Origin of the sequence: Thermosipho melanesiensis BI429 (assembly GCF_000016905.1) — a bacterium.
Lineage (GTDB): Bacteria > Thermotogota > Thermotogae > Thermotogales > Fervidobacteriaceae > Thermosipho > Thermosipho melanesiensis.
Genome location: NC_009616.1, coordinates 1,127,447 through 1,150,594 on the forward strand (window position 1 = coordinate 1,127,447; position 23,148 = coordinate 1,150,594).

Genomic DNA, 23,148 nt, shown 5'->3' on the forward strand with positions numbered 1-23,148 from the left:
GTGAAAAAATTGAAAATAAAGCTGCTAAATACCGGGCCTAAAAGCGAAGAACAAATAGAAGCTTGTCTTACACCCGGAGATGGAGACGGGCTTTGTGGCGGTGAAGATACAGTTATATGCGAGATGATACCTGAACCTTGTAGTACTGATTTTTGTGGTTATGGTAATCCTCCAATTATATATTAATTCTCAATAAAAACCAAAACAAAAAAATCCCCTTCCTTCATGTTCCATAAAAATAGGAATAGTGCAGTTACTGCTGCCCATATTTTCTGAAAAAATAATCAATCACTTTTGTGACGCTCAAAGTAGAATAACTGTATTTCCGAATGGCGATTCCTATCCCTGTAAGTCGCCGACCAAAGATTCTTACTTTTATCGACAGTTTAGAAAAATCCAGTCCGAGGAGGGGGTGCAGTGATAGGTTCGTACACAAGAAGGATTCTGAAAGATTCCAAAAAGGAAAAATAAAGAAAACGTTCGACACACACAAGAAGGGTTTCAAGAACAAGGAAAAGAGCTAACAGGTGCGTTGTTTTTCCTATTGCTGTATTTTGAAGTTGGGAATTTTGTGAACATCCACATTTTTCTCATAGGGGGAAAGGGGATATTATGTACAGAATCGTAGGATACGCAGTGTATATGGGAATAGTGATGTTGATAAATCCGTTTAACAAAAGAAGGTTATTGTTCAAATCAAAGACGTGAAAACCTAACAATGTGAGTGGAAAATTGAACAGGTTAACGGGTTTCAAAAACTTGTTCTGTGTATCCAAAAACAAAGTTTGAATAATTTTCGATAAAATTTATGTGGTTTGATAAATGTTTGTCTTTGACCATATAAGTTGAAGGATCGTCCCTGTCAAAACCATAAATTACTTTAAACACCTCAAACGCATCTTCAACGGTTCTGGTAATAGGACCTGCAATATCTTGGGGGTATGATATTGGGGTGATTCCCGTTCTACTAACGGTTCCAACGGTAGGTTTGAGTCCTACACAGAAATTACTACTTGCAGGGGAAAGGATAGAGCCAGACGTTTCAGTGCCAATGGAGACAAGACAAAAATCAGCTGCAACGGAGACGGCACTACCAGAACTTGAACCCCCCGTATCAAAATTGCCATATGGGTTTTTTGTTTGTCCACCAAGGTAGCTATATCCATTTGGCATTTTGTATGAGACAAAATTTGCAAATTCGGTAAGATTAGCCTTTCCAAGAATAACTGCGCCGGCATCTTTTAGTTTCTTTACCAAAAATGCATCCTTTTTTGGGTAATTATTTTCGAGGACTTTTGCACCTGCAGAGGTTCTCATTTTGTCGTTTGTATCGATATTACCTTTGATTATAACAGGTACACCGTGTAGGGTGCTCCTTTTTTTACCTAATTTTTTTTCGTTATCCAATGCCCTTGCAATAAAAGGGGCATCGGATTTATTTCTAAAACCGCATTAAGGTTAATATTGGAAATACGTTCAAGGTAAAATTCAACGAGTTTTTCAGAGGTAATTTTACCTTCATCGTACAACTGGTTAAATTTCTTTATAGTTAAATTTTTCATGAAAATCCCCCCTAACTTGATTAAATTATAACACTAACAAAAAGGGAAAAAATAATCTTTTTCTTTGCAAAAAAACCAAGTAAAAATAAAAGTTATACTAATTTATTTCCTGAAAACTCGTACTAGAATGGAAGTGGACTTCCAAAATTCTCGTGTTAAAAAAATGAGTTATTTTTTAAAGGAAGTGGGGCTAAATTATTTTATTGATTATTGTAAAATAAAAAAATCATGGGTAAATATTGCTTGAAAAGTAGTGATATACGCGCTTAAAGATGATTTTTGTGGTATAATAACAATAGGGAGATGAGATGTTGAATTTTAATTGGGATTATTGCGAAGGCGTAGAAACAATAATTAGAAAAATGGTTTTGGGTAATCTTGAAGATTTCAAAGAACTTTTAAGTAAATACAGTGAAAAAGAACTAAAGGAGATTTTTCTAAATAATCTCCATAGGTTTTATGGTAAAGATAGAAGTTTTTGGAAAGTTATTTTGGAGGTTTCTAATGAAGAGATTAAAAGAAAATCAGATGAAAGTTTTAGAAACACTGTTACAACTAGAAATTTTCCATGATTTCTACCTTGCAGGTGGAACATGCCTTCTTTTAAAATACAATCATAGGCCTTCCCTTGATTTTGATTTTTTTCTTTTTCCTGATAAAAATTTTTCAAATATATATGAAAATGTAATACGCAAAAAATTAAATGTAGAATTTATTTATAAAGATCCTCAAACCCTTATTTTTGAGTTAAATAGTATTAAAATTTCGCTGTTTGAATATCAATATCCACTTTTAAAGAAGCCCGAAAAAATGGGAAAACTTTATTTGGCAAGTGATGAAGATATTGCCTGTATGAAAATGAGTGCAATCAGTCAAAGAGGGTTAAAAAAAGATTTTTTTGACCTTTGGTATTTAATTAATATTCACAAATGGACTCTTAGGGATTTACTTTCAATGCTTGGTAGAAAATATAAAGGGTACAACCCTTTTATTTTTCTTAAGGCTTTGGTTTATTTTGAAGATGCGGAAAAAAATAAAGATTTTAGAGAAATTGAAGAAAGATGGAAAGATATAAAGAAATTTTTTGGTGATTTTGTAAAATCCTTTAGAGAATATATTTAGTTTAGAAGTACTAATTAGATTTTCATCAATTTTGGAAAGTTATTATTTAATTATCATCAATAATATCTCCTTCAAAAATAAGTATATTTTTTTCTTTTTTTACTTTTTCAATAAAGCTTTTTGTATAGCCGCTATACGAAAAGAAGACAAAACATAAATCATCTAAATTTAAATTTTTATCCTTCAAAAGTTTTTTTGCTTTCTCTTATGTTTTTTTTTACTTCAAGTATTTCTATATATTTAGGAATTTCCCCCGTTAAAGAATAAAGTTTTATTAAATCAACATCTTTGTCTTCGAAAAAATCTTTAAAGTATTTAAACTTAATTGGTTTAAGATTTATCTGTCCTGTTCTTCTTCCATACAACGGGTTTGAATAAGAAAGAACCTCTCTTTTAATCATGGGAAGCGTTGACCCTGAAATTATTAGCATTATATTTTTATCTTTTAAATATTCATCCCAAACTTTTCGTAAAATAGAAGGGAAACCCTTATTTGACTGCAATAAATACTGAAATTCATCTATTACAATGATTAGTTTTTTCTTTAATTCTAAGGTGGAAACTATGTAAAAAAGGTCATTCCAGTTTAGAATCTTATTATCAGACAATAGTGGAATTTTATATTTTGAATAAAGGATACTCTGAAATGTTTTGATGTTTTTAATTTCATTTTCCTCTGTTGCTAAAAAATAAACGCTATCTTTGTTTTTAATAAATTTCTTTTATAAGGCTTGTTTTTCCTATCCTTCTTCTGTCATACAATGCTATAAAAGAAGAAGTTTTTTTGTTGTATTCTTTTTCTAAAAAAATCATCTCATCAATCCGGTTACAAATTTCATAATATCACCTCAAAAAAATATACCAAATTATGATTAAAAATATTATAGTTTAAACTATAATAGTTTAGACTATAATTATGAGGAAAGCCCAATTCTAAAAAATCACACGAGAAGCAAAAAAGATTCAATAGGAAGTGCTACTATGTCATCCTTTTTAAATAATGTATTTTTTGTTACCAATATTCCTTTTTGAAATACTTTTTTCATCGTAGAGTAATCAGAAGGGGAAATATTGTTTTGAAATTTAACTTCTATGGGAATAATGTTATTTTTTAGGTTAATTAAAAAATCAATTTCCTTTCCTTTTTGAGAATACCAAAAATATGGCCCATTATACAACATCAATCCTTCAGATAAATCTTTTGAGTATTTTAAAAGGTGTGTAAAGACAATTTGCTTGATTTTTGTGGATAATTTAATTTGAGTATTTGTAATTTTTTCAATAACAAATGTAATAATTAAATCTAAAGGGTAAATCTTTTTTTGTTTTTTAGGTTTAATTGTTTTTTTAGAAAAGTCATAGAAAAACAAAATCCCAAAAAGAAAATTCATACTTAATAAATTGAAATAATCTTCGATTGTATTTTTCGAACTAACTCCTTCAATATCATTAGAAAGGGAATTCCAAGAAAAACGCTGACCTATTAAATCTGGAGTTTTAAAAAGTAATTGGTTTAATATTAACCTTGAGCGGTTAAATCGTTCAACATCCCCATACAGGTAGTTTCCATATGTATTTAAGGTTTCTTCAGATATAGCGTTATTTTCTAAAAAATCGTTAATTACTTTTGGAAATCCTCCAGTACTAATGTACGTTTTGAAATCGTCTTTAAATCTTGTAAGTTTTAGATTTAATGCTTTTAGCTCGTTTTCATTCATTTCAAACAAATCTTCCAGTTTATACTGAAAATCAATATTGGAATTTTGCATAATATATTCTCTAAAGGAAACCGGTAAATATACAATATCTTTTCCAAATTCTCTTCTTCCAGGAAGCCTTTCAGAGGACTTTTTCAAATCGTATGAAGAAGAACCAGTTAGTACTACAAATGCGTTTTCGAGTTTGCCTGTATCGTATAAATATTTAATTGATTTTTGCCAATTACTTACACTTGAAACTTCATCGAGAAACAAATACCTTTTTTCCTTGTTGTTATTTTTAATAGAAAAGTAATCAAGAAGAAGTTGAGTCAGTTCATTTTCATCTTTTATTAAATCAAGAGTGAGATAAAGAATATTTGATGGGTTAATGTTTTTTTCAATAAGGTCTTTAATGAGAAGCTTTAATACTGTTGTTTTTCCAATTTGTCTTGGACCTTTTATTATGTAAATGCCATTTTTGTAATTTTTCAAATTTTTCATAAAGTAGGGTATGTATTTAAATTTGCTTTTCTCAAATTTTCTTATATGCATATCAAAATATATTGATTCATTATCTTCCCACCATGGATTTTGACTATAGACATATGAAAAATCCATATTTTCACCTCCTGGATAAATCATATTATAACATATAGTCAGTATACTGACCAAATCGGGCCCAATTTGGTCAATACGCTGACCAAAATTAATTAATAAGCCTCCATTAAAGAAGTTAATATATGCGGCAAAATTAAATCAAACAAAGTAATTTTCAAAAGGCATTATTAAGGTTATGGAAATTAGTATTTCGGAATTTTTTTGTTTTATATAATTTGGTACATTGTATTTAATTTTGCGGGTTCATTAGCTACAACAAAAAAGAAGGAAATTAAAAGTATAACTTATTATTTTTAATATTTTTAATTTTAAATACTAAAAAATATCAGAAGTTAGGTTTTTTTCTACTTTTTTTATATGATAAAATCGAAATGCTGTGTAACTATTATGTTACATAATGATTTGTTTTATTTTAATAAGGATGGGTAGAAATTTATGGAAGACAAAGAGCATTGTTGCGCAGAATGTTTTAAAGACGAATATATTAGAAACTTTATAATACAAGAAGGAAAAAAGGGAAAATGCGACGTATGTGGTAGAGATAATGTCTTTGTTGTAAGTTTTGACTTAGTAGCTGATTTTATTATTGAAGGGTTTAGAAGAGCATATGAAACATTAGAAAATGAAGGGTTTTGGCATCCTGAAGAAAAGAGATACTGTGATCCCGTTACGGGTAATGACTTAGGGCAATCAATGTTTGAAGCACTCTATTATGTTGAAGAAATATTTTCGGATGATTTAGAGGAGGTATTAAAACTGTGAAGAAAATAAATTTTGAAAGAGGTTCAGAATGGAGAAAATGGGATTTACATGTACATACACCTTTTTCTTATTTAAATAATCAATTTGGGAATGATTTTGATCAATATGTCAAAGGACTGTTCAAAAGAGCTATTCAAAAGGAGATAGCAGCTATAGGGATTACAGATTATTTCTCTATAGAAGGATATAAAAAGTTAAAAGAATACCTTGATGATGAAAAAGATTAGGGCATCTATTTTCCAATGAAGAAATAGAAAAAATAAAGCAAATTCTTGTTTTGCCTAACATAGAGTTTAGATTAAACAAACTAGTAGGTAAAAGGAGAATAAATTTTCATGTCATTTTTTCAAATGAAGTGGATGTTTATGATATTGAAAGGGAATTTCTAGAGAGTATTAAATTTGTTTATGAAGCTGAGCCTCAGGCCGGTGATGAGAAAAGAAGTTTAACCAAGGAAAATTTAGAAAGACTTGGAAGAAAGCTGAAAAAAGAACATAAGAATTTTAAAAATGAACCCGATATTGTAATAGGATTGAAAAATGCAGTTGTTGATGATGAAGATATTATGCAAATACTTTCAAATAAAAAATCAATTTTTAAGGGTAAGTATTTGATATTTGTACCAGCTGATGAAGATTTGAGTAAAATTTCATGGAACGGTCAAGATCATCAAACAAGAAAATTACTAATTCAAAAATGTGATGGTTTGATTGCATCAAATCAGAATACAATAGAATGGGCACTTGGTTACAAACATCCTGGTAAAACAAGAAAAGAAAAAATAAGAAATTTTAAAAAAGAATTTAAGAGTTTGAAACCATGCATTTTTGGTTCTGATGCGCACAGTTTAGAAAAATTATTTGAACCTGACAATAAGAAATATACATGGATCAAAGCTGATCCTACATTCGAGGGATTAAAACAGGTAATTTATGAACCTGAAGAAAGAGTTAAAATTCAAGAAAAAAATCCTCAAGAATTTTATCACAAACCATTTTTCTCAAGTATAACAATAAAGGAATCAGAAATTTTTGAAGAAGGAAGTGTAAAATTTTTAGATACAAGTATTAAGCTCAATCCAAATCTTGTGGCAATAATAGGTGGGCGAGGTACAGGAAAAAGTTTGTTGTTGGATGCTGTTGCTAAAACTTTTGAAAAAGAACCTAAAAATGAACGAGCACAAAGTATTTCTATTAGAAATGATGATTTTGTTGTAAGCTATGAAAAAACGGATGGTACAAAAATAGAGTATAAAATTCAAGAACAAAATGTGTTAGATTATCTTCATGTTTATCAAGGAAAGGTAAAAGATATTGTTGATCCAAAATTGCCAGAGCACTTAGATAGTGAAATAAAAGGTTTGCTTAACTTTTCAGATGTCCCACAAAGACCTTTTAGTGAAGAAGAAATAAATAGATTGATAAATGAAATTTTTGAAATTAAAGGATTTTTGGAAAAGAAAGATAGTAATGGCAATCTTATAAATTCGTTATCTTTCATAGAACAAGAAATTGGTAAAAAGAAAAAATTGATTAATAACATAACAACAAAGGAAAACACTGAATTGATTGAAAAATATAGTGCTAATTTAAAATTAATTGACAAAGTTGAAAAAATGAAAGAAAATCTTGAATTGTTGTCCAAAGAATTGGTTTCATTTCAAGAAGAAAAAAATAAAATAATTGAAGAATTAAATAAAGAGCTAAGCTCTGATAATAAATTACCGCTTTTAGATTTTAAATTTTATATTGAAAAGATCTTATCAATTAATAATAACAATAATGAATATTTGGAAGAAATTAGAAATGAAAATAAAAATATCAAAGATGAATTCAGAAAAAAGGGAATAATTGGTGATATATCTACATTACTTGAACAAGTAAAAAAATATCAGGAAGAAATTATTGATTTGGAAAATAGAAAAGATGAAGTTATAAAAAAAGAAAAAGATTTGATGCAAAAATTTAGCATTATATCAAATTTTGTGGAAAAATTAGTTGAATCATATAATGACTATGTAATTAATGTAGAAAGAAGTTGGAATTATTTAAAAAAAGGAAAAGAAGATTGGACTGAAGAACAAAAAACATTAGTAGAGAAACTTCTTAGCGATATTAAGGTTAAACCTAGGATAAGTTTTGATAATAAAATTTTTTATGAAAAATTAAAAAAATGTCTAAATTTAAGAATGTTTCAGTCAACAAAAGAACAAAATCAAGAAGATAGAATAAAAGAAGTTTTTAATATACACTCTGAAGAAGATTTTATTAACCTTTTGAAAAATAAAAAAATGATAAACATAAACTCAGAAAAATTTTCGTTATCAGAAATATTAGATAAAAATTTGTTTGTAAAAGATGGCACAAAAGATTTTTTAAAATTATTGTTGATTGAAACTTCAAGTTACTGGAATGTAATTTCTGAAGTGTATTATAAGTCAAAAAGCTTGTCACAATTATCGGTAGGCATGAAAGGTACAATGTATATATGCTTAAAATTGGCTACTGATCCGTTTATAAAACCCTTCATTTTTGATCAACCTGAAGATGATTTAGATAATGATTTTATAATGAATAATCTTGTCCCAATTTTTAGAAAAATAAAAAAATATCGTCAAGTAATAATTGTAACTCACAATGCTAATTTAGTTGTTAATGCTGATGCTGAACAAATTATAGTTGCTGAGAATAATAATGAGTGTATAAGTTACAAAGCTGGCTCACTTGAAAATCCAGATATTAGAAACGAGATTTGCAAAATTTTGGAAGGCGGTGAATATGCATTTAAGCAGCGGGAAAGAAAATATTCTTTTCCTATTCAAAAGGAGGAGGTTGACTAATAAAGTAAAGAGTGAGAATAAAAAGATAGAGAAATTGTTAAAGAAACATAATCCTATATACATACTTTCTTATATTGCTTGTTTTTTTAATTTTGATTTAAATGCCAATAAGGTTTATTTATTACTTAAAGAAAAACCGATTTTGTATAACAGATCTTTATTTTATATTCAAATTAACCTTTTCATATGTGATAAAATAAGGTAAAAGAAGTTTTTATAAAGGGGAGAAGTGTATGGAAAAATGCAGAAAACAATTGCCAAAGTTTTATCGACAAAAGTTTCTTTTAGTTCTTTTAGAAGTTTTTGGCAAGGAATTGAAGAAAATGGACTTTCAAAAGTATTTATTTTTATATCAGCAGTTATATCGTTCAAATAATCCTTTATATTATTTCGTACCATACAAATATGGTCCATTTTCATTTCAGGCATATGCTGATTTACACAAGATGGAAAATCAGGGATTCTTGATAGTTGAAGATACTATTAAGTTAACGACGAAAATAACAAATTATGAATTTCTGAAAAAAGAAGATAAGAAAGCGATTGAAGATTTCTATTTAAAATTTAAAAATCTTCATGGAAGAGCGTTGCTTCAATATGTTTATGAAAAATATCCATATTATGCTAGTAAAAGTGAAATTAGAGGCAAGATAACTTCCAAAGAATATATGCAAATAGAAAATACAAATACCGAAAAATCTTTGTTTACACTTGGTTATGAGGGTATAACAATAGAACAATATTTAAATATGTTAATTAAGAATAATATTCATTCAGTTATTGATGTTAGAAAAAATCCTATCAGTATGAAATATGGTTTTTCAAGAAAAACTTTAAAAAATGCTCTTGAAAATTTAAATATAGAATACATACATTTACCTGAATTAGGGATTGATTCTAATAAACGAAAAGATCTTTCGACCCTGGAGGATTATAATGTTTTATTTGAGTATTACAAAAAAAATGTTTTATTAAAGCAAAAAAGTGCTATTGAAAGAATATTAAAAGAATATTCAAAAAAGAATCGGGTTGTACTTACATGTTTTGAGAAAGATCCAAAATATTGTCATAGATCAAAAATAAGTGATTATATAGAAAATCATTTTGGAATAAAGGTGATACATCTATGAATGTAGAAAAAACTAGAGTTTTAATACTTGTTAAAACTTATCCAACACTTTCAAAAAAATATTCAGAACTAGTTTGTACAGCGGGGATGAAGGAAGATGGTTCATGGGTTAGAATTTATCCAGTTCCTTTTAGATTTTTAGAATATGGAAAGAGGTACAAGAAGTATCAATGGATTGAAGTTAAGCTTATGAGAAATTCTTCAGATCCAAGACCTGAAAGTTATAAAATAGTTAATGTTAATGATATAAAGTTGTTGGACATTATTGATACTAAAGATAAGTGGAGAAAAAGAAGAGAACTGGTACTTGGAAAGTTAAAAATTTACTATAGTATTGAAGAGCTTATAAAAAAAGCCAAAAATTTTGAACTATCGTTAGCTCTCTTTAAACCTAAATCGATAGATGATTTTATAATAGAATCAACTGAAAGGGAATGGGATAAAGAGCTGATCCGAAAGATAGAAAATAATATAAAACAACCAGGGCTTTTTGATAGTGAAGAAGAAAAGCTTGCTAAGGAGACTTTTCGACTAGTAAGAAAATTACCTTACAAATTTTTTTATAAGTTTCAAGATGAAACTGGAAAACAATGTAGACTTATGATAGAAGATTGGGAGATAGGTCAACTCTTTTGGAATTGTCTTGAAAATTCAAAAAATGAAAAAGAGGCATTAGAGAAGGTAAGACAAAAGTATATGGTAGAACTAACAAAAAAAGATTTATACTTTTTTCTTGGAACAACCAAGAAATTTCATGGTATTGCAAAAAATCCTTTTTTAATTATAGGTTTGTTTTATCCTCCAAAAACAGAACCTATGTTATTTGATTTATAAAAGTTTGAATTTTTATAAGATTATGGAACTTATAATTTTCTTTTTGAGAAGACCAAATAAGGAGAAATTTATCAATAATTAAAATTTCTCTCGATTATTTTGATATTCCGTTTTTATATTATATAACCTTTAATATCCCATCTTCTTAATGGAAAAGATAGAAGTTTTTGGAAAGTTATTCTGGAGGTTTCTAATGAAGAGATTAAAAGAAAATTAGATAAAAATTTTAGAAAAGCTTTTGCAATTAGAAATTTTCCAGTTTTTTGTTAGTTGACTTACAAATGCTCATTTAATTCGATATAACTCTGTAGAAAGCTGTAATAAAAAATGCGTTAAAAATGTGAAAATATGTTTTTGATATATTGTTATCGAGATAGTTAACAAAATATTACGTTTATATTTTTTTGATATAATTTAAATGTATGTAGTAATTCAAAAAATATGTGGGGGGTGAATTTTAATGATTGATATGCAGTTATTTATGACAAAAGACGGTGATATCTGTAGTGTGGAAGGTTGGTGGCATCCGGAAGATAAGGTTATATGTAATTATATATATTTACAACATCCTGACGGAGATGTGGAAATTGAGGGGAATAGGTATGTAAAAGTAATACGAAAAAAAGATGGAAGCTGGCGTAGCTTTGAAGAACAATTGGAGTTTATTAAAAAATTTGGTAGAAGATATATTAGAGCGTATTTTATCAAACACAAAATGGTAATTGATAAAAATAAAATAAAAAAGTTTTATGATCCATTTTATACATTCAAGCAGTTTTCTAGGAACTATCCCAAGGAATTTTCTGATTTAAAAGAGTTTTTAAAAATAGTAGGGATAGATGAAAAAGAATATGACAATATAGGAATGGTTGGTTCGTATCAGGTGGGGTTGAGGAAAGAGAAAAGTGACATAGATGTTTTATTTAGGTTTAATTTAGAAAGAAATATGGAAATATTTAGAAAAATTACTGCTCTTTCTTCTAAAAAAGAAATGGAAGTGTTTGATAGGGGAAAGAAAACACCCCTTAGGGTTTATTTCAAAGAAAAAATATTTTGCTGCCACTTTGCTTACAAAAATATTGAAGATATACCTAAAATATTTTCAAGACGGTATATAAATTTGGGCAAGGTAAATTGTGAAATAGAAGTTATAGATAACATACATTCTATATATACACCAACTATACTTTTGGGAAAAATTGTCAGAACAGGTCAAAAGATAGTAATTGTTATATATCATGGTGGTAATAAAGGAGAGTATAAAGTAGGAGATGTTTTAAACGTATACGGAGAAAAAATAGATAGCGGCACAGGTATTTTTTTGAATGTGGAAGAGGTTGAAAAAGTATATGATGAGGGTAAGATAAGATGTTAAACAAGAAATATAACTTTGAGATGGTTTGGAATAAAGTTTGGAATACAAGTAACACTTATTCAGATGAAAGGGTAAGAGATTATATTTCAAAAATAAAAGGGTTGCAGATAGTTGAATACATAAAGAGGGAATTTAAAGAAAATAGATTTGAAAAGATTGCCGAAATAGGCTGTGGTGATTGTAGAGTTTTAAAATTTGTTGGGGAACAGCTTAACTGTAGGGAGTTAATTGGCATTGATATTTCAAAAAGCGCTATAGAAAAAGCAAAGGGGTTGTACAAAAATAAAATTGTGTTAAAACTTGGAACTGCAACAGATATACCGATCCAGGATAATTATTGTGATATTGTATTATCACTAGGGGTAATAGAGCATTATAAGTTAAAAGAAGACATGGAAAGAGCTGTAAAAGAGATGTATAGAGTTTTAAAACCAGGAGGTGTAGCGGTAATAATGGTTCCAAATAAAATATCTTTTGGAGTAGTTGATAGAATTTTGCAACAAAGTTTTAGAAATTGGATGTATGGTTTTCAAAAAGAATTGACACCTGAGCAAATGAGAGATATAGTTAAAAATTGTGGGTTTTCAGTTATTAAATATAAAGTTTTTGATTTTATTTTAGTACCTGGTGTGAAAAAACCTTTAAGATTTTATGCGATAAAAATATTAGATAGTTTTTTTAAGAAAATCATAAAAGATTGTGGGTTTTATTTGTATACATTTTCGAAAAAATAGTATAGGAGTGATAAAATGATTTATGCTATTCTTTCGGCAGTATTAATGGGAAGTACGGCAATTTTTAACAAGTTGGCGCTCAAAGAATTTAATCCTATGTTTGCTACTATTATTAATGCTTTAGTAGCAAGTATTTTTTCTTTGTTTTTTGTGAAAAAATTCCGAAAATTGAGGATGAATTTTTATGTTGTTTTTGTGGGATTGTTTAATGCCGCAGGACTTCTTTTTATGTTTATTGGTCTTTCGAAGCTTGATCCGGGAATAGCTATGGTACTTGGAACTTCATACTATATTTTTACTTCAATGTATTCCGTACTTTTATTTAAGGAAAAGCTTTCAGTAAATGTACTTTTGCAGATAATAATTAATATTTTTGGAATTATATTAATTATTATGCCTTCATATAGAATGGAAATTCCAAATCTTATTGGTGGTATATTTGCTGTTTCATCTGCTTTATTTTTTGCTACGAGTAATTCAATTGCAAAATTATCAAAAATACAGGCAGATTTTTTGGTTTTTGCAAACAATGTAATAACTTTTCTGGTTATTGGTGTTCTTTACTCTACTGTTTATGGAAATAATAGTATTTCATTTAGTTTTCGTGGAATTTTCTTTCTTTCCATAGCGGCATTTATAGGTTCATTTTTAGGGTTGTATTTCTACTATAAAAGTTTAAGCAGGATAGATTTCTCGATTGCAAATATAGTAAGAACTTTAAATCCAATAACTGCACTGCTTCTTTCAAGGTTATTTTTCCCCAACGTTATAACAACAAGGCAGTGGATAGGGATAATAATTGTAATTTTTTCTATATATAGGTTGAACGTTTTAATAAATAACTCTAGAATAAAACTAAATTCTGAAAACTGAAGTTTTGCGATAAATTTCTCAACATTTCATCAGAGATGTAAGATTATGTCCTTGATTTTGTTTTCAAGAATTGTTACTTTAATTTTTTAATTTAAAACCTAACGATCTTTATAATTAATCAAACCTTGAAGAACTTTTTGTTTGAGAAAAAAGTTTTTACCAAATCTATTTTATCTAATGTTTAAAGTATATGAATTTTAATGAATTATAAATTATTGTCAATAATTAATTTGGGCTTGTTTAATTATTTCTATAAAAGTCTGTGTGTTTGTCTAGAAAGAGTATTTTTCTAATTATTACAAAAATTTTTTACGTAATTTTGTGATACGATTTTTTCTTTTTTATTATACAGTATATTTAATATAAAAAATTATCAATTTAATTAATGCAACAACAAAGAGTATTAACTGTTCTAGTGGAGTTTACAGATTTTTTAGTATGCAAAAAGAAGATTTTTATACACAAAATGATACAAAAGTATTGTTTTATAAAGTGTGTTTTGTTTTTTTTGTATTGTTACTAAATTATGAACTTGACAATCTAATAATTTTTTTGTTAAAATGTAAAATGTGATGTTAAATATTTAGTTATATTTTAGAATTTTATTATTAACATTTTGGGGTGAAAAGATGAAAAAGGTATACTTTTTGTTTTTGATTATTTTAGTAGGGAGTTTGGGGGTTTCTGCTAATTTTGATGTTTCATAGTAGTTTACTAAATGATAGTGTAGGTATTTTTAGAGAATGTGATGAGAGCTTAACAGAACCTGTTACATATGCTATTTGTGTAGAGTGGGAGAATTCGGAAGGATATTTGGAACAGAATTGTTTTGGAGTTTGTGCGTCGTTTTGCGATGCCATAGGAAACTTTTGGGGTAAATTGGCATGTAAATCTGGATGTTTGGGAATATGTTGGAAACCAGAAAGAAGACTATGTATAAAATATGATACTGTAACAATTTATCCTTGTAAAGGGAATTAGGGGGTGAATTTATGAAAAGTTTAAAAAAGTGGGGGTTGTTTTTGATTATATTCTTGTTTGCTAGTTTAGCATTTTCTGAAACATATGTAGCTGAAAATGATCTTCAAAGAGTAATTGATACTGCAAAAGATGGAGATGTTATAATATTGAGTAATTCTTTTAATGAAAGAGTTGAAGTTATAGGTAAGGAATTGAAATTTATTAGTATGGGAGAATCTGGAGAAATATCATTTATTGGTGATAAAAATATAAAAAACATTTTTAACGAAAAACCTGTGATATATTTGGAAAGTGCTACAGTTACATTGGAAAATATAAAAATAAGTGCATTGAATGTGGTTGGAATTGGAATTTTAAATTCTTCTGTTTATTTAAAGAACGCTACAATAGAATTGAATAATGGAATAGGATTAGTTTCAGTTAGTGATGAAAAAAATGAAAGCTATGTGAAACTTGAAATGGTTAAGATTTTAGATAAAAAATATAGAAAAGTTTCAGGGAAAAATGCATCATTAACTTTTAGTAGTGTGGGAATTTTAGGCTCATATAACACTACTATTGTTGCAAATAATGTTGACATTTCAGGAATGAAAAAAGCATTTGTTCTGGAAAATAAAGAAAGCTATATATTTAATTCTAATTTTTCTGAAAATGAAATATGTTTGATGATATTTTCTGGGAATCAAAATATAATAAATAATAAATTTAAGCTAAATGTTCAGGCAATTGTAGCTGCAAATAATTCCAATGTGTCTTTAATAAATAATTATTTTGATGAAAATAATCAGGATTTAGAATTGTTATCAAAGGACTGTGATAGTTGTCCAAAAACAAAAAAATTCACAGGAGTTTTAAAGGGCTATTCCAATGTTTCAAAATCTTTATTGATGAAAACTAATTTTTCAAATCACTTTTGGGATAATAAATGATTTATTAAACATTCCATGTTCCGGTATTGCCTAACAATACCGGAATTTTTTTGTGTTATAATGAACTTTTCAAAATCTTTAGAAATCTTTAGAAAAAGCAATACTAAAAAGCTTCTTTTTGGTAAAAGCAGGTAAAACAGGTGAGGAAGATATTAGCAATAGTTTTTTAGTGCTCTTGTTTTTAACAACGCTCGTTTTTTCGAATAAAACAAAGGCGAGTGACAGTACACACAACCAAATCCCTGTGATTGAGCAATATGTTGATGGATAGTGTGAAACTTACCAGCAGTGGGAAAGTTGCAAAGAAAGAAGGGGAGAGTGGTCATGAATGATATTTTGAAAAGCGCGTTTGTATTGTTTTTTGATAAAAATCTTAAATTTATGTGTGAAAGTACAGATTTCACAGAACTTAAATCATATTATGGTGTTGACTTACCTGAGTACAACGTATATTTGCCTATACAACTTGGAGAACATAGAATCATAAAGATCAATGAAAAGTTCGTATGCGATCCGTTCACCAAGCTAAAACAGAAGGAGGAGAGAAATATCTGGGACTCTATAGTTGTGGGGAAAAAGTATGGTCTGAAAGTGTTGAAATCATAGCTCACGGCAGGTGATAGAGTGCGGAAGTTTTTAAAAACTTTACTGAAGCCAACCGATATGTTCTATAAGAATTTCATCGATCCGAAAAATAATTTCTGGATATATCTGTTGTTCTGTATCCTTGACAGCTTTAATCTTTATAAAGTGGCTAATATGGTGGGCCCCTTTCTTTATGATACACCCAGGTTGAGTTTATTTTGGAAGATTTTAATCATGTTAGTAGGTGTTTTACAGATTATTAGGTTATGGAGGATACATGGCAATAGTAGTACTCTTTCACCCGTTTAACAAAAGAAGGTTATTGTTCAAATCAAAGACGTGAAAACCTGACAACGTGAGTGGAAAATTAAACAGGTTAACGGATTTCAAAAACTTAGCACAGCCCCGCTTGTAATAGAAGTAGCAAGTGTGCTTTGGGTATTAGTATAACGAACTTCCTCCTTAAAGCTGTAGATTACGTTCATGGACGGTGAAGAAGTGAGAAAAGTACTAAAAATATTTATGAAACCACCTGAAATGTTTTATGAAACATTCATCGATGTAAAAAGCAACGTTTGGGCTTACGTGTTGGTAGCTACCTTTGATATCGTTTATCTTTACAAAGTGATAGATATGGTGGTTCCTTAACATTTTTCTCATAGGAGAAAGGGAGATATTGTGTGCGGGATCGTGGGGTACGCAGTACATCTGGGTATAATGATGCTGACAAATCCGTTTAACAAGAAGAGATTACTTTTTAGAAAGAGATAAAAGTTTGTATAATAGGGTTTTACTTGTTTTAGATTGTCCAGATATTGTTATATTTATTGTTCTGTACATTCTTTTCTGTAGGAAGTTGGATGTTGTGTGAAAAAAAACGAGAGAATTCTCGAGTTTTTTTGATAACCTTATCAACTTTTTTCTTTTCTTTTGTAATCTTTATACAAAAGAATAACCAGCAAAATTAGAAAAACTATCATCAATGTTGGAATAATCCATAAAGTTTTTAAAGTTAATCTAAGAGCTACAAAGAGAATTGTTACAGACATAAAAACAGACATTACCATATAAATTTTTGTACTGTAATACCAACCATATGGGAAAAGGTGGGCACTTGTTATTATTCCAAGGAAAATTATCATTTCTTCAGGTCTTTTTATAAGAGCCCAAACTACTATTGGATAATAAATAAGCTGTGCTATATTCAAATAAAATCCCAAAATAGAAAGAGGGTTATCATCAATTTTCCATTGTGCTTTAAAAATCTTTGAAAAAACCATTGCAAGTGGGAACAATAACGCTGTTGACCATAAGATTAAAGAATTTTTTGTGTTAATTTCAAAGTTAGAAAGTACTATAAGAAGCATAATTCCCCATACTACTGAAGCTGACAACAAAAATGCCACTCCATTTTTACATTTTACAGATAGCTCTTTTTTTAACATGCTTAAGTCCATACCATATCCTCCTTAATTTCTATTTTGTTTTTATTTTGCGTTATAAATAAATATTACAATAATTATAACGTAAGTTTATAATAATGTCAAGAAAATTTGAGTGTGTTCAAAAAAACTATATTCCGACTTCCAAAGATGAGGGGAAAGAAGATAAGGGAAGTGTCTTCTCACGTGAAGATGGAACTGATGGTGGGCAGGAAAGAAAAAGGAGGTAATCCCATACTGGTTGGTGTAAATATGGGACCTGCATACAGTGACGAAAGGAAACTTTTGCTCGAACTGATGAAGGGTATAAAGATAAAAAACAAAGTGCATGATGGGAGATGCTCTATGAGTATTGAAGTGCTGAAAGATTTCATTGAAAGGTCAGAATTAGTCGTGGTAAAAGACGAAAAGCTTTGAGAGAGTGGTGAAGAGCATTTGGGCGAAACTGACCCTATACAACTGGACAATAGTAATTTTTTTGTTTGCGTTGTTTGCAATGGTTAAAAGGAATTTTCAAGGTAATCCAAAGGTTACCATCTCACTGAAATAGTGAATAATGCTTATTTTTGAAACACACTCAGTAAATTGTTGTAATTGACGAGAATATGTAATTTTAATGTATTACAATTTCATTAATAATATATACTATATAAAAATCTATTTATAACTTAAATAAATCATCCTACAATTTATTCTTTCAACTTTCTTATAGCTTCATCTTTTACGTTATCATCATGGAAAAAATATTGCTAATAGGTACAAATTGTGCTGGTAAAGCAACTATACTGTCACGTATTGCAAGTTTAGTAAAATCAAAAAGTATAATGTTTTTGGAACAAACCTCTGCATATTGTATTTATTTAATTTTGCGTTAGTTACAGTGGAGATGAAAGATTGTATGATGGGTAAAAAAAAGCTAAAGGAAAAATCAGATGAGATTTAAGGTGAGTAATTTCTCTACATTTTTGAAGCATTATCAATATCAAATTATGTTATGTTTTGAAATTTGATTGGAAAAATAGAAAAGTAAAAATACATGCTTAAGATATATAACCCCCTCTCCATGGGGGATACCAAGAAGAGGGGGAATTTTTTTACAATTTAAACTTAGCCAAATATTCGTTCAATGAAGAGACAGCATCATTTAAGTCATCCGAATATGTTTTTACCTCTGCAGCCTGTTTTGCTTGTTTTTCCACTTGTCCTGCCATTTGTTTTACTTCTTCTTCTACTTCCATCAATGTCTTTGTTACCCTATCTATCGCTGCGCTTACCTCTTCTGATGCTCCACTCTGTTCTTCCGATGTCGCTGCTAAGTCATTTGTCATTCCGTATATATCTTCTATCCTTTCTAGTAACTCTCTTATTGCTTCACTTACTTTCTCTGATGACCCTACGGATTCTTCTATCTTTTCTCCCACTTCTTCTGTGTATTTTGCTACGTTTACCGCTTGATTCTTTATCGCATTTAATACTTCTGCTATCTTTTGTGTCTGGCTCTTACTTTCTTCTGCTAATTTCCTTATCTCATCTGCTACTACCGCAAATCCCCTTCCTGCTTCTCCGGCCCTTGCCGCTTCTATCGCTGCATTTAGTGCTAGTAAGTTTGTTTGTTCCGCTATACTTGATATCGTTTCTACTATTTCTTCTATCTTTGTCGATGATTCTTCCATCTCCCTTACTGATTTTTCCGTCTCTTTCATCTTTTCGTCTACTTCCATTATTACTCCCTTCAACTCTTTTACCCTTCCCGTTGAATCTGTCGCTTTTTCTCTCATCTCTTCCGCTTTCCTTGCTAGGTTTTCTGAGTAATTTGCTATGTTTTGCGCCCCTGATGCTATCTCTTCCATTCCACTGTTTGCTTCTTCTGTGGCTGATACTACTTCTTGTATCTCATATGTCGCTTTGTTTACCGTTTCTTCTGCGTCTTTCGCCGCTTTTTCCGCTTCTTCCACCATGTCATCTAATAACTGTGAAACGGAGTATACTTGTGAGTTTAGTTTCATTACTTCTCCTACTGTTTGTTTGAAGTTATCTACCAATATCTTAAACGCATTTGTTAGTTGGCTTATCTCATCTTTGCCTTCTTTTTCTTCTATCTCTACTGTTAGGTCTTTTTCCGCTACTCTCTTGGCTATTTCACTTATCTCTATTATTGGTCTACTTATTGATTTTGATACAAAGTATGCTATTATTCCCGCTACTATTGCTACTATTACCCCCGTTAATATCCCTAAGTTTACTATCTTTTTCGCCTCTTTTATCACTTCATCATAATTTATTGTTGCCATTACTTTTAATGGTAAGTCGTCTATTTTTACAAAACTTGCAAATTTTTTCATTCCATTGTATTTGAATATTACCGTCCCTTTGTCTTTTGATAGCGCAGAGTTTAATGTTTCAAGTTCTTTTTCTTTTGCTACGTCTAATTTGTTTACCTTTGTTTTATCTGGATGGGCTATCACTATGGTATCATATAGTATGCTTATTATCCCATTCTCTCCTATCTTTGCATTCTCTACCGAATCTTGTAATACTGCTTGTGGATATAACCCAATAAGTACTGCTGTTACATTCTCACTGAAATCCTTTACCGGCACTACTACCGCTATTGTGCTTGTACCTTCATAGATATATGGTATGTATATGTCATATTCTTTTTCTTTATCGAATATTTGATGAACCAATACGTCAAGTTTGTCTGGAAATTCAATACTTAATTCACCGGTTTCATCAAATATTTGACCATTTTCTAAAACAAGATAAGTCCAAAGAAAGCCATCCTTTTTCAAAGCATTACGAGCATTACGAATACCCCAAGCAAGTTGTTTTTTTCCAAGTTCACTAGTTGCATTCATAAGGTATGGAGCAAGAGAACCCCCCGTTGCATATTTGTAAATGGACTCAATAATATTGCTAAGAATAGCTTGTATGTCTTTTGATATGGAAGTAAGAACAAGTTCGTTAATAGTGCTTGCCATTTGTGAAAAATGACCAAATGAAAGATACAATGAAACAGATATACTCGCAACCGTTGCTATTACCGCTACTATTACAAGAATTAATATCAATTTTATCTGTAACTTCATCTCTCCACCTCCAAGATATAATTATTTTACAACTTGATTTTATCATAATTTTTATTCAATTTAAATGGTGAAATAAGGAGTAAACTGTAGGCTAATATAAATATCTTTCTTTAAATAAAAATTGTATGCTATAAAAGGATAAAAAAAAGACCCCTCAACGGGGTCTTATGCACTCTGTGTAATATTATACCATATTTTTGAAAAATGTCAAATGATAATTTTTGGTAACAAACTCTCATCTATATTATACCACATTTTTTAATGTTGTATAATATAAGTTGGGTGAGAGTGTGGTATTGGTATTTAGCGATATACATGGATGTTATTTTGAGTTTGAAAAGGTATTATCATATTTTCAGAAAGAAAATAAAAGGTATATATTCCTTGGTGATTATATAGACAGGGGGAGTTATTCGAAAGAGGTTGTAGAAAAAGTGTTAGAATTATCGCCAAAAGTTTGTCTTTTGGGAAATCATGAAGATATGATGTTGAGATACTTAAAGTTTGGTCATAAAAGCTGGCTTTTTCCAACTAATGGTGGAAATAGTACCATTGAATCTTTTGGGGGAGTTGAAAATATAAATACGTATTTATCTTTTTTTGAGCAGTTGAGATTTTTACATGTAGAAGAATTTTTTGGAGTAAAGTTTCTATTTTCACACGCTAATGTATTACCAGATTTTCCGATAGAAAAAGCGACAAACTATGAGGGAAGTTATAGTGAATTTTTAAACGATATAGGTATGGATTTATCGATTAGTAATATTTGGTTAAGGGAAGTATATCCTTTAAAAGGTTATGTGTTAATTCATGGACATACACCAACGTTTAATAAAAAAGTTGGGTTGTACAAGGTAAATGATAGAATTGTTGATATAAACATAGATACAGGATGTGTTTATGGAGGCAATTTAACGGCATTGTGTTTTCCGGAAAATGAGAAAGAATTATCGGTCTGTGGAGGAATTTTGGTAGTAAATGATAAACTTGAAACTGAAGTGATTGGTTTTGAAAGTTTTTAGATTATTTCTTTAAACATCAATTTCCCGCCTTTTTGATAGACGAATACAGGGTTGTTGTATTGTTTGTTTAATTGATGTTTTACATCTGATATCTGTAATAATGGGGTATTTATCGAAAGTGTAAGTATATAAGAATGAGGATTTTTTAAGCCAGCTCTTACTATACCGTTACATGAACCAAATATTACGACAGTTCCACCGGCGTTTATTTCTGAACCGGCATTTACGTTTCCCACTAATATTATATTTCCATTGTGTGAGATTTTTTGTCCCGAACGGAGATTTTTTAGATATATTACTGTTTTTTCTTCATCTTTTTCTTTTCTTACCGTTGGAGCTTTTTCATCGTATTCATCTGTTATTATTGCTTTTATTTTTATTCTGTACTCTTTTATCTTGGCCATTATTTTTGGAATATCACTAATCTTTTCTTCAAGATTCTCTAATTTTAGTAAGACTTTTTCTCTTCCGTTAAAAAAATGTTTTATTTTTTCCATTTTATTATCTATTTCGTTTAATAAATCTTCTAACCTTTCATAATTGTCTATATAAAATACAATATCCGATTTAAAAGCCTTTAAATCAAATGGCAATATATCTCCCCCTTTATGTTTTCTGTATTAAATTTTAACATATTTAAAGCAATTATTTTTAGTTTGATTTGCTAAGTTTTTTGAGATATAATTTTTGGGGGTGGTGATATGAGAGTTTTAGCAATATTAAATCTATTGTTAGTTACTTTAATATGGGGTTTAACTTTTCCTATTCAAAAGATGATTTTGCCTAATATTTCTCCGTTTGCGTACAATGCAATTCGATTTTGGATTGCAACTTTTCTTTCTTTTTTGATTTTTGGAAAAGGTAATAGATATGGTATAATTCTTGGTGTGGTTTTAGGGATATCATATGCTACTCAAACATGGGGCCTATCTATCACGACTTCTTCAAAAAGTGGATTTATAACAGCCTTTTATATAGTTTTAATACCTCTTTTTTCCTATTTTATAGAAAAAAAGAAACCTACGAAAATTCAGATATTTTCTTTTGTTGTTGCAATGATAGGTGAATATTTTTTGTCAGGTGGTATAGATAGCATAAATTTTGGTGATCTTTTGACATTTGTATGCGCAATCTTTTATGCACTACATGTTGTTCTAGTGACCCATTATTCACAAAAATCAAAAGAAAAGGATTTATTGACAACTCAATTTTTTATGGTTGCAGTATTAAACAGCATGTTTGGGATAAACGGTAATTGGGAGGTAAGTTATAGTATCTTAGGTGTTGCTTTATTTACAGCTGTTTTTGCTACAATTTATGCATTAATAGCTCAAGCGAAATATCAAAAAGTTGTAGGGAGTAATACAGCGGCTTTGATATTTGTTGGTGAACCTGTTTTTTCAACGATTTTTTCAATTATGCTTCTTTCAGAAAAGTTGTCTTTTGTTCAGATATTTGGAATGATTTTAACTTTATTTGCGTTAATATTGGCAATAATTCCAAAAAGGTTTTTAGGAATTTTAAGAGAGATGTAGAAGAATTACAATAGAGG

26 protein-coding genes are annotated in these 23,148 nt (G+C 29.3%); 18 read left to right on the plus strand and 8 right to left on the minus strand.

Annotated features, from left to right (window positions below; all coding sequences use genetic code 11):
• Entirely contained in the window at nucleotides 1-186 is a 186-nt protein-coding gene (locus TMEL_RS05705; protein ID WP_143611024.1) for a hypothetical protein, read from the plus strand.
• A 555-nt stretch (nucleotides 187-741) separates the two neighbouring features.
• Here TMEL_RS05705 and TMEL_RS05710 read toward each other — a convergent pair.
• Together TMEL_RS05710 and TMEL_RS10525 are read right to left on the minus strand one after the other, a co-directional pair.
• The gene (locus tag TMEL_RS05710) at nucleotides 742-1,407 is read right to left on the minus strand and encodes an amidase family protein (RefSeq protein WP_231109719.1); all 666 of its coding nucleotides are present in this window, start codon (nucleotides 1,405-1,407) and stop codon (nucleotides 742-744) included.
• The gene (locus TMEL_RS10525; protein WP_231109720.1) at nucleotides 1,386-1,562 is read right to left on the minus strand and encodes a hypothetical protein; all 177 of its coding nucleotides are present in this window, start codon (nucleotides 1,560-1,562) and stop codon (nucleotides 1,386-1,388) included. The genes TMEL_RS05710 and TMEL_RS10525 overlap by 22 nt, the downstream gene beginning before the upstream one ends.
• 308 nt (nucleotides 1,563-1,870) lie before the next feature.
• Between TMEL_RS10525 and TMEL_RS05715 the strand changes: the two genes are divergently transcribed.
• Both TMEL_RS05715 and TMEL_RS05720 read left to right on the plus strand, forming a co-directional pair.
• The gene (locus TMEL_RS05715; RefSeq protein ID WP_238375200.1) at nucleotides 1,871-2,134 is read left to right on the plus strand and encodes a hypothetical protein; all 264 of its coding nucleotides are present in this window, start codon (nucleotides 1,871-1,873) and stop codon (nucleotides 2,132-2,134) included.
• Nucleotides 2,067-2,684: a nucleotidyl transferase AbiEii/AbiGii toxin family protein gene (locus TMEL_RS05720; protein ID WP_012057320.1), complete on the plus strand. Its 618-nt coding sequence runs from the start codon at nucleotides 2,067-2,069 to the stop codon at nucleotides 2,682-2,684. The genes TMEL_RS05715 and TMEL_RS05720 overlap by 68 nt, the downstream gene beginning before the upstream one ends.
• Before the next feature lie 46 nt (nucleotides 2,685-2,730).
• Here the strand turns inward: TMEL_RS05720 and TMEL_RS10295 are convergent, their stop codons facing one another.
• From TMEL_RS10295 to TMEL_RS05730, 3 genes are all read right to left on the minus strand, one after another.
• Complete coding sequence (locus TMEL_RS10295; protein WP_155760987.1) at nucleotides 2,731-2,871, minus strand: hypothetical protein; 141 nt, start codon at nucleotides 2,869-2,871, stop codon at nucleotides 2,731-2,733.
• Nucleotides 2,861-3,397, minus strand: a complete 537-nt coding sequence (locus tag TMEL_RS05725; protein WP_307777299.1) for an AAA family ATPase — start codon at nucleotides 3,395-3,397, stop codon at nucleotides 2,861-2,863. Before TMEL_RS05725 ends, TMEL_RS10295 begins: the two co-directional genes overlap by 11 nt.
• Nucleotides 3,398-3,625: 228 nt before the next feature.
• Nucleotides 3,626-5,002 (minus strand): ATP-binding protein, encoded by a 1,377-nt coding sequence (locus TMEL_RS05730; RefSeq protein WP_012057321.1) that lies wholly within the window; start codon nucleotides 5,000-5,002, stop codon nucleotides 3,626-3,628.
• A 435-nt stretch (nucleotides 5,003-5,437) separates the two neighbouring features.
• On the opposite strand from TMEL_RS05730, the gene TMEL_RS05735 reads away from it, so the two are divergent.
• The 12 genes from TMEL_RS05735 to TMEL_RS10300 all read left to right on the plus strand — a co-directional run bounded on the left by TMEL_RS05735 (nucleotide 5,438) and on the right by TMEL_RS10300 (nucleotide 16,691).
• Nucleotides 5,438-5,764, plus strand: a complete 327-nt coding sequence (locus TMEL_RS05735; protein WP_012057322.1) for a HEPN-associated N-terminal domain-containing protein — start codon at nucleotides 5,438-5,440, stop codon at nucleotides 5,762-5,764.
• Nucleotides 5,761-5,991 (plus strand): PHP domain-containing protein, encoded by a 231-nt coding sequence (locus tag TMEL_RS05740; RefSeq protein WP_041426028.1) that lies wholly within the window; start codon nucleotides 5,761-5,763, stop codon nucleotides 5,989-5,991. The genes TMEL_RS05735 and TMEL_RS05740 overlap by 4 nt, the downstream gene beginning before the upstream one ends.
• A 41-nt stretch (nucleotides 5,992-6,032) precedes the next feature.
• Entirely contained in the window at nucleotides 6,033-8,603 is a 2,571-nt protein-coding gene (locus tag TMEL_RS05745) for a TrlF family AAA-like ATPase (protein ID WP_337998344.1), read from the plus strand.
• A 233-nt stretch (nucleotides 8,604-8,836) separates the two neighbouring features.
• Entirely contained in the window at nucleotides 8,837-9,733 is an 897-nt protein-coding gene (locus TMEL_RS05755; protein ID WP_012057324.1) for a DUF488 domain-containing protein, read from the plus strand.
• On the plus strand, nucleotides 9,730-10,566 hold the full coding sequence (locus tag TMEL_RS05760) for a hypothetical protein (RefSeq protein WP_012057325.1): 837 nt from the start codon (nucleotides 9,730-9,732) through the stop codon (nucleotides 10,564-10,566). The genes TMEL_RS05755 and TMEL_RS05760 overlap by 4 nt, the downstream gene beginning before the upstream one ends.
• A gap of 460 nt (nucleotides 10,567-11,026) precedes the next feature.
• Complete coding sequence (locus TMEL_RS05765) at nucleotides 11,027-11,941, plus strand: nucleotidyltransferase domain-containing protein (protein ID WP_012057326.1); 915 nt, start codon at nucleotides 11,027-11,029, stop codon at nucleotides 11,939-11,941.
• Nucleotides 11,935-12,675, plus strand: coding sequence for a class I SAM-dependent methyltransferase (locus tag TMEL_RS05770; RefSeq protein WP_012057327.1), 741 nt, complete (start codon nucleotides 11,935-11,937; stop codon nucleotides 12,673-12,675). The genes TMEL_RS05765 and TMEL_RS05770 overlap by 7 nt, the downstream gene beginning before the upstream one ends.
• Before the next feature lie 15 nt (nucleotides 12,676-12,690).
• Nucleotides 12,691-13,548: a DMT family transporter gene (locus tag TMEL_RS05775; RefSeq protein ID WP_012057328.1), complete on the plus strand. Its 858-nt coding sequence runs from the start codon at nucleotides 12,691-12,693 to the stop codon at nucleotides 13,546-13,548.
• Between the two features lie 696 nt (nucleotides 13,549-14,244).
• On the plus strand, nucleotides 14,245-14,529 hold the full coding sequence (locus TMEL_RS05780) for a hypothetical protein (RefSeq protein ID WP_049750432.1): 285 nt from the start codon (nucleotides 14,245-14,247) through the stop codon (nucleotides 14,527-14,529).
• An 11-nt stretch (nucleotides 14,530-14,540) separates the two neighbouring features.
• The gene (locus TMEL_RS05785) at nucleotides 14,541-15,458 is read left to right on the plus strand and encodes a right-handed parallel beta-helix repeat-containing protein (protein ID WP_012057329.1); all 918 of its coding nucleotides are present in this window, start codon (nucleotides 14,541-14,543) and stop codon (nucleotides 15,456-15,458) included.
• 324 nt (nucleotides 15,459-15,782) lie between these two features.
• Nucleotides 15,783-16,064 carry a hypothetical protein gene (locus TMEL_RS05790; RefSeq protein ID WP_041426034.1) on the plus strand — a complete coding sequence of 94 codons (282 nt, stop codon included), beginning with the start codon at nucleotides 15,783-15,785 and terminating at the stop codon, nucleotides 16,062-16,064.
• Nucleotides 16,065-16,541: 477 nt separating this feature from the next.
• Nucleotides 16,542-16,691: a hypothetical protein gene (locus tag TMEL_RS10300; protein WP_155760988.1), complete on the plus strand. Its 150-nt coding sequence runs from the start codon at nucleotides 16,542-16,544 to the stop codon at nucleotides 16,689-16,691.
• A gap of 263 nt (nucleotides 16,692-16,954) precedes the next feature.
• On the opposite strand, the gene TMEL_RS05795 is transcribed toward TMEL_RS10300, so the two are convergent.
• Complete coding sequence (locus TMEL_RS05795) at nucleotides 16,955-17,500, minus strand: DUF7010 family protein (protein WP_012057333.1); 546 nt, start codon at nucleotides 17,498-17,500, stop codon at nucleotides 16,955-16,957.
• A 135-nt stretch (nucleotides 17,501-17,635) separates the two neighbouring features.
• Here TMEL_RS05795 and TMEL_RS05800 point away from each other — a divergent pair, with 135 nt between their 5' ends.
• Entirely contained in the window at nucleotides 17,636-17,902 is a 267-nt protein-coding gene (locus TMEL_RS05800) for a hypothetical protein (RefSeq protein WP_012056724.1), read from the plus strand.
• Nucleotides 17,903-18,579: 677 nt separating this feature from the next.
• On the opposite strand, the gene TMEL_RS05805 is transcribed toward TMEL_RS05800, so the two are convergent.
• Nucleotides 18,580-20,574 carry a methyl-accepting chemotaxis protein gene (locus TMEL_RS05805; protein WP_012057334.1) on the minus strand — a complete coding sequence of 665 codons (1,995 nt, stop codon included), beginning with the start codon at nucleotides 20,572-20,574 and terminating at the stop codon, nucleotides 18,580-18,582.
• 290 nt (nucleotides 20,575-20,864) lie between these two features.
• Between TMEL_RS05805 and TMEL_RS05810 the strand changes: the two genes are divergently transcribed.
• Nucleotides 20,865-21,596, plus strand: a complete 732-nt coding sequence (locus TMEL_RS05810) for a metallophosphoesterase family protein (protein WP_012057335.1) — start codon at nucleotides 20,865-20,867, stop codon at nucleotides 21,594-21,596.
• On the opposite strand, the gene minC is transcribed toward TMEL_RS05810, so the two are convergent.
• The gene (minC, locus tag TMEL_RS05815) at nucleotides 21,593-22,189 is read right to left on the minus strand and encodes a septum site-determining protein MinC (protein ID WP_012057336.1); all 597 of its coding nucleotides are present in this window, start codon (nucleotides 22,187-22,189) and stop codon (nucleotides 21,593-21,595) included. The two genes, TMEL_RS05810 and minC, sit on opposite strands and share 4 nt — an antisense overlap.
• Nucleotides 22,190-22,297: 108 nt before the next feature.
• Between minC and TMEL_RS05820 the strand changes: the two genes are divergently transcribed.
• Nucleotides 22,298-23,131: a DMT family transporter gene (locus TMEL_RS05820; RefSeq protein ID WP_012057337.1), complete on the plus strand. Its 834-nt coding sequence runs from the start codon at nucleotides 22,298-22,300 to the stop codon at nucleotides 23,129-23,131.
• The last annotated feature ends 17 nt before the right edge of the window (nucleotides 23,132-23,148 follow it).